Source organism: Streptomyces sp. Ag109_O5-10 (assembly GCF_900105755.1).
Lineage (GTDB): Bacteria > Actinomycetota > Actinomycetes > Streptomycetales > Streptomycetaceae > Streptomyces.
In genome coordinates this window covers 8,575,782-8,589,938 of sequence record NZ_FNTQ01000001.1, presented here as the reverse complement: position 1 = coordinate 8,589,938, position 14,157 = coordinate 8,575,782, and the positions used below count along the sequence as shown (strand labels likewise).

Annotated in this window: 9 protein-coding genes; 6 read left to right on the top strand and 3 right to left on the bottom strand. The window is 75.4% G+C overall.

Going from position 1 to position 14,157, the window contains the following annotated elements:
• Positions 1-14 precede the first annotated feature (14 nt).
• Entirely contained in the window at positions 15-2,462 is a 2,448-nt protein-coding gene (locus BLW82_RS39145) for a SpoIIE family protein phosphatase (protein WP_256216102.1), read from the bottom strand.
• A 196-nt stretch (positions 2,463-2,658) separates the two neighbouring features.
• Between BLW82_RS39145 and lanKC the strand changes: the two genes are divergently transcribed.
• From lanKC to BLW82_RS39125, 4 genes are all read left to right on the top strand, one after another.
• Complete coding sequence (gene lanKC, locus BLW82_RS39140; RefSeq protein ID WP_093506698.1) at positions 2,659-5,250, top strand: class III lanthionine synthetase LanKC; 2,592 nt, start codon at positions 2,659-2,661, stop codon at positions 5,248-5,250.
• Between the two features lie 58 nt (positions 5,251-5,308).
• Entirely contained in the window at positions 5,309-5,425 is a 117-nt protein-coding gene (locus tag BLW82_RS39135) for a SapB/AmfS family lanthipeptide (protein WP_093506696.1), read from the top strand.
• An 84-nt stretch (positions 5,426-5,509) separates the two neighbouring features.
• Positions 5,510-7,216 carry an ABC transporter ATP-binding protein gene (locus BLW82_RS39130; protein ID WP_093506694.1) on the top strand — a complete coding sequence of 569 codons (1,707 nt, stop codon included), beginning with the start codon at positions 5,510-5,512 and terminating at the stop codon, positions 7,214-7,216.
• A 29-nt stretch (positions 7,217-7,245) separates the two neighbouring features.
• Positions 7,246-8,895, top strand: a complete 1,650-nt coding sequence (locus BLW82_RS39125; protein ID WP_093506692.1) for an ATP-binding cassette domain-containing protein — start codon at positions 7,246-7,248, stop codon at positions 8,893-8,895.
• On the opposite strand, the gene BLW82_RS39120 is transcribed toward BLW82_RS39125, so the two are convergent.
• Positions 8,872-9,480 carry a response regulator transcription factor gene (locus BLW82_RS39120; RefSeq protein ID WP_256216101.1) on the bottom strand — a complete coding sequence of 203 codons (609 nt, stop codon included), beginning with the start codon at positions 9,478-9,480 and terminating at the stop codon, positions 8,872-8,874. The two genes, BLW82_RS39125 and BLW82_RS39120, sit on opposite strands and share 24 nt — an antisense overlap.
• A 318-nt stretch (positions 9,481-9,798) precedes the next feature.
• Between BLW82_RS39120 and BLW82_RS39115 the strand changes: the two genes are divergently transcribed.
• Positions 9,799-11,955 (top strand): SpoIIE family protein phosphatase, encoded by a 2,157-nt coding sequence (locus BLW82_RS39115; protein WP_093508509.1) that lies wholly within the window; start codon positions 9,799-9,801, stop codon positions 11,953-11,955.
• 96 nt (positions 11,956-12,051) lie between these two features.
• On the opposite strand, the gene BLW82_RS39110 is transcribed toward BLW82_RS39115, so the two are convergent.
• On the bottom strand, positions 12,052-13,500 hold the full coding sequence (locus BLW82_RS39110; RefSeq protein WP_177233210.1) for a S1 family peptidase: 1,449 nt from the start codon (positions 13,498-13,500) through the stop codon (positions 12,052-12,054).
• A gap of 207 nt (positions 13,501-13,707) precedes the next feature.
• Between BLW82_RS39110 and BLW82_RS39105 the strand changes: the two genes are divergently transcribed.
• Positions 13,708-14,121 (top strand): PaaI family thioesterase, encoded by a 414-nt coding sequence (locus BLW82_RS39105; RefSeq protein ID WP_093506687.1) that lies wholly within the window; start codon positions 13,708-13,710, stop codon positions 14,119-14,121.
• Positions 14,122-14,157 lie beyond the last annotated feature (36 nt).

The window sequence follows — 14,157 nt, the reverse complement described above, 5'->3', positions numbered from 1 at the left end:
CGAGAGCGCGGGGGTCACTCCGCCAGGACGAGTTCCGCCCACACCTGCTTGCCGCCGCTGGCCGGCACGGTCCCCCAGGCGGTGGACACCGCCTCCACCAGGAGGATGCCGCGGCCGCCGGTGGCCTCCCAGCCGATGTTGGTGGGCTTCACGGGGCTGCGCGGCGAGGCGTCGGCGACGGCGACCCGCAGCCGGTGGTCGACCAGGGTCAGGTCGAGCCGGACGGGCCCGTCGGTGTGGATGAGGGCGTTGGTGACCAGCTCGGAGACGACCAGCAGGGCCACGTCCATGCCCTCGTCGGTCAAGCCCCAGGAGCGCAGGGTGCGCCTGCTGAAGCGGCGCGCGTGCCGGGCCGCCTCGGGGACCCGCCACACGGTCCAGCTCTCCCGCAGCGGACGGACGGCCATGCCGTCGTAGCGCATCAGCAGCAGGGCGACGTCGTCGGCACGTTGGGCGTTGCCGAGCAGGGTGTCGGCGACCAGGCCGAGGTGGGCGGGGTCGGAGCCGGCGAGATCGCGGGCGAAGCGCTCCATGCCGTCGTCGATGTCGGCGTCGGGGGACTCCACCAGACCGTCGGTGGTCAGGGCGAGCACGGTGCCGGGGCGCAGGCTGAGCTGGGTCATCGGGAACTCGGCGCGGCCGAGCACGCCGAGCGGCGGGCCGCCCTCGGTCTCGGTGATCCGCGTGGTGCCGTCCGGCTGGCGCAGCACGGGCGGCAGGTGTCCGGCGCGCACGCACCAGGCGGTGCCGTCCTCCATGTCGACGTCGACGTAGCAGCAGGTGGCGAACAGGTCGCTCTCCATGTCCAGGAGCAGCCGGTTGGCGTGCGAGACGACCACGTCGGGGGTGTGCCCCTCGGCGGCGTAGGCGCGCAGCGCGGTGCGCATCTGGCCCATGAGGGCGGCGGCGCTCGCGTTGTGGCCCTGGACGTCGCCGATGACCAGGGCGACGTGGTTGTCGGTCAGCGGGATCACGTCGTACCAGTCGCCGCCGACCTCCAGACCGCCCTCGGTGGTGGGCAGGTAGCGGGCAACGGCCTCGGCGCCGGGCAGCCGGGGCAGCCGGCGCGGCAGCAGGGCGCGCTGGAGCATCCCGACGAGTTCGTGCTCGGCGTCGAAGGCGTGGGCGCGCATGAGTGCCTCGCCCGCGAGGCGGGCGGAAGCGGTGAGCAGGGCGCGTTCGTCGGGCCCGAAGTCGTGCGGGGCGTCCCAGCCGATCAGGCAGGCGCCGGCCATCCGGCCACCGGCGGGCAGCGGGAGGACGGCGAGGCCGCCGGGACCGACCTCGGCGAGGGCGGGTTCCAGGGCGGCCCGGGCGGGCCAGATCTGGGCGCGGCCCTCGCGCAGGGCGGCGGCGAGGGTGGGCATGGACCGCACGGGGGCGTCGGGCCACTCGCTGCGCCACTCGGTGCGCCACAGCTCCGGCCAGGACTCGGCCTCGGGCGGGTCGAGGACGGTGACGACCAGGCGGTCGTTCTCCAGTTCGGCCAGCGCGATCCGGTCGGCCTTGAGCGGCGCGCGCAGCGCGTGGACGACGGCCTGGCCGACGTCCTTGACCGTGCGGGCGGTGGCCAGGGCGGCGGCGAGCTGCTGCACGCGGGTCACGTCGCTGACGTCCGAGCGGAGCGTGGAGGCGTCGGCGACGGTGCCGGCCAGCAGGGCCGGGTGCCCTTCGCCGCCGGGCACCAGCCGGCCGCGCAGCCGCAGCCACTTGGGCGGGCCCGACGGCTGCAGGATCCGGAACTCCAGCTCGCGGTCGCCGATGGACATGTGGTCCGCCTCGACGACGGACATCAGGGCGGGCAGGTCCTCGGGGAGGGTGCGGCCCAGCAGCGTCTCGACCTTGCCGTCGAACTCGTCGCGGCCCATCCGGAAGAGGTCGAGGATGCCGTCGCCGACCGCGATCCGGCCGGTGTCCATGGCGAGGCTGAAGGCGTCGGCGGGCAGCTCGCCGGTGTAGGCGGCGGTGGGGAGCGGGGCGGGCAGGGCGATCGTCCGGGCCACCAGGCCCAGGCAGCCGCGGTCCTCGGGACCGAACCCGTCGTCGCGCTCGCTGATGGCGACGAGGATCCCGGCGCCGCCGGGCAGCGGCAGGACGCCCAGCCAGAACTCCGATGACGGGGTCCGCCGCGCCTCGGGGCAGTCGGCCAGCTCGTCGGGGCCGAGCCAGACGGACCGCCCGGTGCCGTACGCCTCCGCCGCCGGGGACCGCCCGATCGCCGGGTAGGCGTCACGCAGCCCGTACAGGGTGCGGGGCAGGCCCGCCGACTCGGCGAGGCGCAGCACGGTCCCTTCGTCGCCGGGGGTGTACACCCCGGCGAAGGCCGCGCCGGCGAACACCAGCGCCTGTTCGAGCACGCGACGGAGCCGATCGGGTGCGCCGGGATCGCCAGTGAGCGTTTCGAGGGCGATTTCGGCGCGATCCGTTCTCGTTCCGCGTATCGCAGCACCCTCACTGACCACGCCGCCATTACAGCGCTTATGCGCCGTCTGCGCAGCCCCTGTGACCGTTCCGCGGAGGACGGGGAGCCGGCGTGCTCGAAATCCACCGAACATCTCCGACCCGTGCGTTCCGCACGGCGTTCTCGTGACAGACGTGACTGTCCGCGACCATGCGACGCCTGGAAGTGTCGGGACCGGCCCACGGAGGGGGACACGGATGGACGGACGCTACGAGGTGTACGCGCTGGCCGACCGGCACTTCTACGACACGCCGGACCGGCTCCGGAGCACCGGGCCGCGGACGGAACGGCTGTTCGCCGCCGCGCGTCGCACGGTGCCCGAGGGCTGGCGTGCGGCGCGCTCGGGGGACTGGCTGACCATGACCCCGCTCGGCGCGGACTGCACGCCGCAGCCCTCGCCGGCCCAGGGCTGGAAGATCCACTCCTCGGCCACCCGGGCGAACGCGGAGCGGATCGCGGCGATCGTGTGGGACTACTGCGTCCCGCGCCGCATCCCGTTCAAGTTCGTCCCGGGACCGCATCTGCTGCACCTGCGCAACGCCAAGTACGCGGCCCGCGACACCAGCGGGAAGTTCGTCACGGTGTACCCGCCCGACGAGGACCGGCTGCTGGAGGTGCTGCGCGAGCTGGGCGCGCTCCTGGAGGGCTTCGAGGGGCCGTACATCCTGACCGACCTGCGCTGGAACGACGGGCCGCTGTACGTCCGCTACGGCGCGTTCGCGCGCACGTACGTCGTCGACGAGCGCGGTGCGCTGGTGACGGCGGTGCGGGACGGCGAGGGCAGGCCGGTGCCGGACCGGCGGACGCCGGCCTTCCAGGTGCCGGAGTGGGTGGCGCTGCCCGAGTTCCTGCGGCCGCAGCTGGCGGCGCGGGAGGCCACGACGGTGGGCGAGCTGCCGTACCGGATCGAGAAGGCGCTGCACTTCTCCAACGGTGGCGGGGTCTACGCCGGGACCGACACCCGGGACGGGCGGCGGGTCGTGCTGAAGGAGGGGCGGCCGCACGCGGGGCTCGCGGCCGACGGCGCCGACGCCGTGGCCCGGCTGGGGCGGGAGAAGGCGGCCCTGGAGGCGGTGGCAGGCACCGGGGTGGTGCCCGAGGTCCGGGACTGGTTCACGCTGGGCGAGCACCGGTTCCTCGTGATGGACCTCCTGGAGGGCCGCCCGCTCAACGCCTTCTTCGCGGAACGGCATCCGCTGCTCACCGCGGACCCGGACCCCGGGGCGGTGCGTGACTACACGGCCTGGGCGCTGCGCATCCACCGTAAGGTGGCGGAGGCCGTGGCGGCGGTGCACGCGCGCGGGATCGCCTTCAACGACCTGCACGTCTTCAACATCATGGTCGGGCCCGACGAGGAGTCGGTGTTCCTCATCGACTTCGAGGCGGCCGCCCCGATCGGGGAGAACGGCCGTCAGGTGGTCGCCCATCCGGGCTTCTTCGCGCCGCCGGACCGCAGGGGCGCCGAGGTGGACCGGTACGCCCTGGCCTGTCTGCGGCTCGCCCTGTTCCTGCCCGTGACCTCGCTGTTCGTCGTGGACCGGGGCAAGGCGGCCCATCTCGCGGACGTGATCGCCGGTCAGTTCCCGGACGTGCCGCGGGAGTTCCTGGACGAGGCGGTCACGGAGATCACCCGGGGCGCCCCGGCCGCGCGTCCGGTCGTCCCGGCGGAGTGGCCGCACAGCCGGGACTCGATGGCCAAGGCGATCCTGGCCTCCGCGACCCCCGGGCGCGACGACCGGCTCTTCCCCGGTGACATCGCCCAGTTCGGGGACGGCGGCGGCCTCGGTCTCGCGCACGGCGCGGCCGGGGTGCTGTACGCCCTGGACCGGGCGGGCGCCGGCCGGTACGAGGAGGGCGAGCGCTGGCTGCTCGACCACACCGCGCCCCCGCCGCCCGGCACCCCGCTCGGCCTGTACGACGGTCTCGCGGGCGTCGCCCACGTCCTTGACCTGCTCGGCCACCGGCAGCGCGCCCTGGACCTGGTGGACGGCGTCCTCCGGGAGAACTGGCGCAGCCTCTCCTCCGACCTGCACGGCGGCCTGGCCGGTCTGGGCCTGGTCCTGGACTCCCTCGCCGACGCGACCGGCGAGAGCGAGCTGCGCGAGCGGGCCGCCGAGGCCGCGGAGATCCTCCTGCGACGGCTCGGCGAACCGCTCCCGGACACGCCCCGGCGGCGGGCCGGGCTGCTGCGGGGTGCGACCGGGCCCGCGCTGTTCCTGCTGCGGCGCCACGAACGGACGGGTGACGCCGGTCTGCTGGCTGCGGCCGGGCGGGCGCTGCGTCGGGACCTGGACCGCTGCACGGTGCAGCGGGGCGGCGGCCTGGAGGTCGACGAGGGCCGGCGCACGCTCCCCTACCTCGGCGACGGCAGCGTGGGGATCGGCATGGTCCTCGACGACTGGCTCGCCCACGGGGCGGACGGGACCGGCGACTTCGAGCGCGCCCGGGCCGCGATCCGCACGGCCGCCACCTCGCGCTTCTACGCCCAGCCCGGTCTCTTCCAGGGCCGCGCGGGCATGATCCTGCACCTCGCCCGCACCGGCGCCGACCCGGACCGGCTCGCCGCGCAGGTCGACGGGCTCGGCTGGCTGGCGATGGCCTACCAGGGCCAACTCGCCTTCCCCGGTCACCAGATGATGCGGCTCTCCATGGATCTCGCCACCGGAACCGCCGGGTGTCTGCTGGCGCTCACGGCGGCCCTCGACGGCGACCGCGCCGCCCACCTGCCGTTCCTCCCGCCGCCACCGGCGGCCCCCAGAACGCGGCCGCGCGCTTCGGCGCGGTCGTGACACATCCCCGTCCCCGACAACACCCGGGGGGCCGCTCGGTCCCCGGAAAGGACACGCTATGGCACTGCTCGACCTGCAGACGATGGAGTCCGAGGAAGGTCACGACGGCGGTGGCGCCAGCACGGTGAGCCTGCTGTCGTGCGTCTCGGCGGCGAGCGTCCTGCTCTGTCTCTGACCGGCACCACGACACCGGCTCCGGACGGCTCCCTCCCGAAGGAGGGGGCCGTCCGGGGCCTTCGCCGACACGAGGGCTGCCGCGATGACCCGACCCCCGCACCGCGATCCGATGTCCACCGCCCTGCGCCACGCCGGGGCGCGTTGCGCCGCCCTGTGCCTGGCGAGTACGGCGGCCACGGCGACGGGGCTGCTGCTGCCCGCGGTGCTGGGCCATGCCCTGGACCTGCTGCTGGCGGGCGCCCCGGCGACCGCGTGGGTGGCCCGGGCCGCCGGGCTTGTGCTGCTGCTGGCCCTGCTGGACGGCTGCGCGAGCGTGCTCGCGGGGACCGTCGACGCGCGGGCCACGGCCGGGCTGCGCAAGCGCGTCACCGGGCACGTGCTGGCGCTGGGACCGCGCGCGGGGACCCGGTTCGGCACCGGGGACCTGGTCGCCCGGCTGGTCGGGAACGCCGCGCAGGCCGGGACCGGGCCCGCCGCCCTCGCCGCGCTCCTCGCGGCCCTCGCCGGTCCGGTCGGCGGGGTGGTCGCGCTCGGTCTGGTCGATCCGTGGCTCGCGGCCGTGTTCCTGGCCGGGGCACCCGTACTCGCCCTGCTGCTGCGGGCGTTCGCCCGGGACACCTCGGCGTGCGTGGCCGAGTACCAGCGCGCGCAGGGAAGGATCGCGACGGCGCTGGCGGAGGCGGTCGACGGCCACCGGACGATCGTGGCCGCCGGTCTCCAGGCCCGGGAGGCGGAGCGCGTGCTGCGCCCGCTGCCCGATCTCGCCCGCGCCGGGCACCGCATGTGGCGGGTGCAGGGCCGGGCCGCCGCCCAGGCGGTCGCCGTGGGCCCGCTGCTCCAGCTCGCGGTCGTGGCGGCGGCCGGCCTGCTGCTCGCCCGGCACCGGATCTCGGTCGGCGAGCTGCTCGCCGCCTCCCGCTACGCCGTCCTCGCGACAGGCGTCGGCGTGCTGGTCGGACAGCTCGCCGCCACCGCCCGGGCGCGCTCGTCCGCGAGCCGCCTCGCCGAGGTGCTGGCCCTTCCCGCGCCGGCCCACGGCAGCCGCGCGCTCCCGCCCGGCCCCGGCCGCCTGGAGCTGCGCGCGGTCACCGCCCGCCGGGACGGCCGCACGGTACTGGACTGCGTCGGCCTGGACGTACCCGGCGGCACCGCCCTCGCCGTCGTCGGCCGTTCGGGCACCGGCAAGTCCCTGCTCGCCGAACTCGCGGGCCGGCTGGCCGATCCCGACGCCGGTGAGGTCCTGCTGGACGGCGTCCCCCTGCCCGCGCTCCGCCACGACGCGCTGCGCCGGGCCGTCACCTGCGCCTTCGCCCGTCCGGCCCTCCTCGGCGGGACCGTCGCGGACACCATCGCCTTCGGCCTCACCACCCCCTCCCCCGACGAGATCCGCGCCGCCGCCGCCAAGGCCCAGGCGGACACGTACATCCGCCGGCTCCCCGACGGCTGTGCGACCATGCTCACCGACGCCCCCCGCTCCGGCGGCGAGTCCCAGCGTCTCGGTCTGGCCCGGGCGTTCGCGCACCCCGGCCGGCTGCTGATCCTCGACGACGCCCTCTCCAGTCTGGACACCGTCACCGAACACCGCGTCGCCGCGGCCCTGCTGGCGCCCGGCCCGGGACCGACCCGGCTGATCGTCGCGCACCGCCCGTCGACCGCGGCCCGGGCGGACGCGGTGGCCTGGCTGGACGGCGGCCGGGTGCGGGCGGTGGGAACCCATGCGGAGCTGTGGCGGGACCCTGAGTACCGGGCGGTGTTCGGGGCGCGCGCGGCCGAGGGCGCGGCCCGGTGACCGCCCCGCCGCTGCGGACTAGCCGGGCCGTGCCGGTGCGCCTGGTGTGCTGGTCGCTGCTGGAGGCCGGGCAGACCTTTCTGCTCGGCTACGCCCTGGCCCGTGCGCTCGACGCCGGGTTCCTGGCCGGGGACGCGCGGACCGGGCTGTGGTGGCTCGCCGCGGCCGCGGGCGCGGTGGTGGCGGGGGCGTACGGGACCCGGCGAGTGTACGGGGTGGTCGCCGACCTCGTGGAGCCGGTGCGGGACCGCCTGGTCGCGGGGGTGGTCGCGCGCGGGGTGCGGGAGGCCGACCGGGGGGCGCTGTCCGGCCTGACCCAGCAGGCGGAGATCGCCCGGGACACTCTCGCCGGGCTGGTGCTGGTGTCCCGGTCGTTCGTGTTCACGGCCGCCGGCGCCGTCACCGGGCTGTGCGCCCTCGCACCGCCGCTGCTGCTCGTGGTGCTGCCCCCGCTGCTGGCCGGGCTGGCCCTGTTCGCCGCGACGCTGCGCCCGCTGGCACGCCGCCAGGAGGCCTTCCTGACCGCCGACGAGGCGCTCGCGGCGGAACTGGGCGCAGTGGGACCGGCGTTGCGGGACGTCACCGCGGCGGGGGCCGAGGAACAGGTCGCCGCGCAGACCGGTCGGCGGGTGGACGCCGAGTTCCGGGCCGCCCGGGCACTGGCCCGCTGGAGCGTCATACGGGTGGCGGCGCTCGCGGTGGGCGGCCAGCTGCCCCCGGTGCTGCTGCTCGCCGCCGCGCCCTGGCTGCTCGCCCACGGCATGACCGCGGGTGCCCTGGTCGGCGCGCTCGCCTACGTCACGCAGTCCCTGCTTCCCGCCCTGCAGAACCTGGTGCACGGGCTGGGCACCGGCGGGACCCGCCTCACGGTCGTCCTGCGCAGACTCCGCCCGCCCCCGGATCCCGGCCCGCCCCCGGCGCCGGCCGCGGAGGCGACCGCCGGCGCCCCCGCGCTCTCGTTCTCCGCCGTCACCTTCGCCTACGGCCCGGCGAGCACCCCCGTCCTCGACGGACTCGACCTCGTCGTCCCGTGCGGCGGTCATCTCGCCGTCGTGGGCCCCAGCGGGATCGGCAAGTCGACGCTGACCGCGGTGGCCGCCGGGCTGCTGAGCCCGGCGCAGGGCACGGTCCGGGTGTGCGGCCACCCCGTGCCGGCGGCCCGGACGGCCGCGCTGCGGGTGCTGATCCCGCAGGAGGCGTACGTCTGTACGGGCACCCTCGCCGAGAACCTGGGGCTGCTGCGCCCGGACCCCGTCCCGGATCCTGAACTGCTGGCCGCGGCCGAGGCGGTCGGGCTCACGCCGCTCCTGGAGCGGCTCGGCGGTCCGGACGCCCCGGTGCGGCCGGCGGCGCTGTCGGCGGGTGAGCGGCAGCTGATCGCGCTCACCCGTGCCTATCTCTCCCCCGCCCCGCTCGCCCTGCTCGACGAGGCGACCTGCCACCTCGACGCGGAGACCGAGGCCCGCGCCGAGACGGCGTTCGCCACCCGGCCGGGCGGCACGCTGGTGGTCGTCGCGCACCGGATCGACTCGGCCCGCCGCGCCCGGCGGATCCTGGTGATGGACGGCCCCCGCACGGCCTACGGCACCCATGAGGAGCTGCTGCGCACCTGCGCCCTCTACCGGGAGCTGGCGGCGCCCGGCGAGGCGGCAGGGTCACAGCCACCCCTCGCCCTGTGAGATCCGGATCGCGTCGACGCGGTTGCGGGCCCCGGTCTTGCGGGTGATCGCCGCCATGTAGTTGCGCACGGTCCCGTGCGACAGGTGCAGGCTGCCGGCGATCTCCGCGATGGACGCCCCGCCGGCCGCCAGTTCCAGCACGCTCAGCTCCCGTCTGGTGAGGGGGATCTCGGCCGCCCGCAGGAAGCCGAAGCCCAGCGAGTCGTCGGCGAAACGTTCCCCCTCGGCGGCGCGCCGGATCGCCTGCACCAGCCGTTCCGGCGCGCCCGCCTTGTCGACGTAGCCGAGCGCCCCCGCCTCGGCCGCCCGCTTCAGCAGCCCCGGCCTGTTCGCGCCGGCGAGCACCACGAGCCGCGGCGCGGGCGCACCGGGCTCGGCCGGGCGCAGGTCGGCCAGCGGCGGCACGCCGCGGGTGCCGGAGCTGTCGAGGTCTGCGGCGCACACGTCGGGGCGCGCCGCCCGGACCCGCCCCCGCGCGCCGTGCCACGGCGTGTCGTCCACGCTCAGCCCCGGTTCCCGGCGTAACCACTCCGCCAGGACCGATCTCACCAGACACACGTCGTGCACCAGAAGTACCCGGATCACCGCCGCCCCCTCAGCCAGACATACGTCGGTTCTTCCGTTCAAGGTGTGGAACGCGTGCCCCATTGTTGGCGTCGTCCACCATTGATGGGCGCGAAGATCCGGCCATAAGGGTGCGCGGGGGCGCACGCCCGGCGCTCGCACCCCGCCCCGCGCTTCGGCTGCGGGGGAATGTGCCGGGGCGAACGGGGTACCCCGGCCGGCCCGGTGCCGGGGGTCGGCGCGGCTCTCGCCGTGCGCCGGTCGCCGCCACGAGGGAGCCTTGAGCCGGAGGACGCGACGCGCGGCCGGACGAGGAGGTGGTCGGGCGTGTCCGACGGGATGGGGCCGCCTCCGGCGGGAGCGGAGCCCGACGCCGAGGTGCCGGCGGCCGGGGGCAGCCGCTCCGGCCGGCCCCTGTTGTCGCTGGCGCTGGCCGCCATGCTGGAGGAGGTCCAGGCGCACTCCGGCGCGGTCTACCTGCTCGCGGCCGACGAGCCGGTCCTGGAGATGTCGGTGACGGCGGGGCTGCCCCGGGCCTTCGCCGCGCCCTGGGAGCGGGTCGGGCTCAGCGCGCCGATCCCGGTCGCGGACGCGGCGCGCGACCGGCGGCTGGTGTGGGTGGGCGGCGAGGAGGACATGGCGCGCCGGTACCCGCGCATCGCGGTGGTGCTGCCGTACGCGTTCGCGCTGGCCGCGCTCCCCGTGGCGACGGCGGACACCCTGTACGGGGCGGTGTACGTGACCTGGCCCGGCGCCCATCCGACGGTGCTGTCCGACCGGGAGCGGGAGTCGCTGACCTCGGCGTGCGACCGGCTGGCGGTGCGGCTGGAGCGGGTCGCCCGGCAGAACCGTCCGCTGCGCGGCGAACCGGATCTGCTGGCGGCACCCCCGTCGGGGGTGGCGGGCACGTTCGGCACGGTGGAGGCGGCGCGGATGGTGGGGCGGCTGCCGTACGGGCTCGTCTCGCTCGATCTGCGCGGCCGGGTCGCCTTCGCCAACGGGGCGGCGGCCGAACTGCTCGGCGTGCAGGTCGACGATCTGCTGGGCACCCAGCCGTGGGTGTCGGTGCCGTGGCTGAACGACCCGATGTACGAGGACCGCTACCGGGCGGCGCTGCTCAGTCAGCACGTGACGTCGTTCGTGGCGCTGCGGCCGCCCGGCGACTGGCTGTCGTTCCGGATGTATCCGAGCACGACCGGGCTGACCACGCGGATCAGCCGGGCGCGGGCGGTCGCCGAGATGGTGGGGGCGGCCCCGCGCGCGGACGCCGCGCCGACGCACCGGCTGGTCACCATCTCGCAGGTGCTGAGCCTGGCCGGGGCGCTGACCGAGGCCGTCGGGGTGCAGGACGTGGTGCAGCTGGTGGCGGACGAGGTCGCCCCGTCCGTCGGCAGCCAGGCCGTGGTGGTGCTCGGCCCGCGGGGCGGACGGCTGCACGTGCTGGGGCACCGCGGGCACGAGGAGCCGCGGACCGTGGAGCGCTTCGACGGCCTCCCGCTGGCCGAACGCACGCCCGGCACCCATGTCCTGAACACCGGCGTGCCGGCGTTCTTCGAGTCGAGGCAGCAATTGGAGCGGCTCTATCCGGATCGGCGCGACACTCCGGACGGGTTCGCCGCCTGGGCGTACCTGCCGCTGATCGCGTCGGGCCGCCCGGTGGGCACCTGTGTCCTCGCCTACGCCGAGCCGCACGTCTTCCCGGCCGACGAGCGTGCCGTCCTCACCAGCCTCGGCGGGCTGATCGCGCAGGCGCTGGAGCGGGCCCTGCTCTACGACGCGAAGAACCAGCTTGCGCACGGTCTGCAGGCGGCCCTGCTGCCGCACTCGCTGACCCCGCCGGCCGGTATCGAGGCGGCCGCCCGCTATCTGCCGGCCACGCACGGCATGGAGATCGGCGGCGACTTCTACGACCTGGTGCCCACCCGGCCGCTGGCCGCGGCGGTGATCGGGGACGTGCAGGGGCACAACGTGACGGCGGCCGGGCTGATGGGCCAGATCCGTACCGGAGTACGGGCCTTCACGAGCGTCGGGCAGACGCCGGAGGAGGTGATGTGCAGCACCAACCGGCTGCTGATCGACTCCGGTGCCGAGCTGTTCGCGAGCTGTCTGTACCTGCGGCTGGACCCGGAGCGCGGGCGCGCGGTGATGGCGCGGGCTGGGCATCCGCCGCCGCTGCTGAGACGTCCGGACGGTCGGGTGCGGGTCCTCGATCTGGCCGGCGGCCCGTTGCTGGGCATCGACTCGGAGGCGACGTACCCGACGACCGAGGTGTCGCTCGCGCCGGGCGCGGTGCTCGCCCTCTACACCGACGGGCTGGTCGAGTCCCCCGGCATGGACATCGAGGACGCCCTGGTCGGACTCGGGGAACTGCTCTCGGAGAACGGCGACCAGCCACTGGACCGGCTCGCCGACACGCTCGTGCGGCACAGTGCGGCGGCGCAGGAGCGTGTCGACGATGTCGCGGTGCTGTTGCTGCGGGCCGAGGCCGGCGGCTGACCCGCGCCGGCGGCGATCCGGTCCGTCCCTCCCGCCGGAGGCCCGGAGCCGGCACCGTCGGCGGGGAACCGCCGGCAGGCCGTCCCCGGGGGGCGGTCAGTGGGACGACGAGGTGCTGTCCGCGCCGGTCCCGGACTGGTCGCCGGTGCCCGTCCCGGCACCCGTTCCGGACTGGTCGCCGGTGCCCGTCCCGGCACCCGTGCCCGACTGGTCGCCGGTACCGGTGCCGGTCGGGTCCCCGGTGCCGCTCTGGTCGCCCGCGGTGGCGGACGGGTCGGCGGTGCCGCCGATCTGGTCGCCGCCGATCTGGTCGCCGGCGCCGTTCTGGGCACCGGCGGTGGCGGACGGGTCGGCCGTGGCGCTGCCGTCACCGGCTCCCGCGCCGGCTCCCGCGCCCGCGCCGCCGAGGGTCGCGCCGGTCGCCTGCAGGGCGGTGGTCACCGGCTGGAAGAAGGTCTCGCCGCCGGAGGTGCAGTCGCCGCTGCCGCCGGAGGTCATGCCGACCGCGCCGCCGTCCTGAGTGAACAGCGAGCCGCCGCTGTCGCCGGCCTCGGCGCAGACGTTGGTCTGGATGAGACCGGTGACGGTGTCGACCCCGTTGGGATCGGTCTCGCTCTGGAAGTTGACGGTGGCGTCGAGGCCGGTGACCTGGCCGTCGTGCAGCCCGGTGGTGGAGCCCATCCGGAACACGGTCTCGCCGACGGTGGCGTCGGCGGCCTGGTTGATGGCGACGGTCTGGCCGTTGCCTATGTTGACCTCGCTGGGCGCCTGGGTGGTGGCGTCGTTGTACTTGACGAGCGAGAAGTCGCCGTTGCCGGGGAACTGGGCCTGGTCCACGGTGGCGATGGGCTGGCCGGTCTCGGAGTCGGACCAGTCCTTGGCCGCGACCCCGCAGTGACCGGCCGTCAGGAAGGCGGGGCTGCCGTCCGAGGCGGTGACGTTGAAGCCGAGGGAGCAGCGGACGGTGCCGTTCTGCACCTGGGAGAAGATCGCGTCGCCGCCGGAGACGAGGGTCTTGAAGGTGCCCGACGACTTCTTGAGGGTCGCCATGTTCGAGCCGAGGCCCTGGACCGTCGACTGCAGGGTGTCCCACTTGGTGCCGGAGACGGTGGAGTCGGCGGTGACCACGACCTTGTTGGTCTTCGGGTCGACGGCCCAGGCGGTGCCCGGGATGGTCGCCTTGGTCTTCAGGGTCTTGGCGACGGCCTCGAGTGCCGAGGTGCTGTTCTGCACCTGGCGCACGACCGCGCCGGCCTGCTCCGCCTGAGCGACCACGTTGTTGTCGCCGTTGACGACGTTGACGACCAGCTGCTGCTTGGCGCTGTCGTAGTAGGACCCGGCGAAGGCCTGGCCGAGGAGCTGCTGGAGCTGCGCGGCGAGGTTCGAGGCGCCCGCGGCCTTCAGGGTCTTGGGGGCAGCGGTGGCGCCGGAGGCGTTGTCCTGGGACGCGTTGGCCATCGGCAGCAGGAACGCCGCGGCTCCGAGCGCGGCGACACCGCCCACCGCGATGGCGGCCTTGCGCTTCGGAATTCGCTTGTGACTCAAACTTCTCGACCTCCAAGGGACGGAGTGTCTGCCGTTGCGGGGCAGTCGTTCGTGAGCGGCGCCTGGATGGCCATAGGTACGGGCGGGTCACGTGGTGCGTTCAATTCCGTTTGCCAACTTGCTTGACCCGGTGATGAATCGGCCATGGCGCGCCCATGAGGGAACAGGTCCGCGTACGGGGCGGCCGCGCCGGGAACAATCCCCCATATGACGATGACCACCGCCGAAGCCGACAAGATCCTCTCCGCCAACTTCGCCCCTTGGGTGCTCGACCTGGGGCTGGCCGTCGAGGCGCTGGGCGAGGACCGGGCGGTGCTGCGTCTGCCCTGGTCGGACCGGCTGTCGCGGGAGGGCGGCGGGCTGTCGGGGCAGGCGCTGATGGCGGCCGCCGACACGGCGACGGTGATCGCGGTCTCGGCGGCCCGGGGCGGCTTCGTGCCGATGACGACGGTGCAGCAGTCGACCTCGTTCCAGCGCGCGGTGACCGGTTCGGATGTCCTGATCGAAGCGGTGCTGACCAAACTGGGCCGCCGGATGGCGTTCGCCGACATCACGATGAGCGATCAGCGGTCGGGTGCGCTCGCGGCACAGGCGAGCACGGTGTACGCGATTCTGGGCTGACCTCGCGCACGGCCGGCCGAACAGGCCGACACGTTC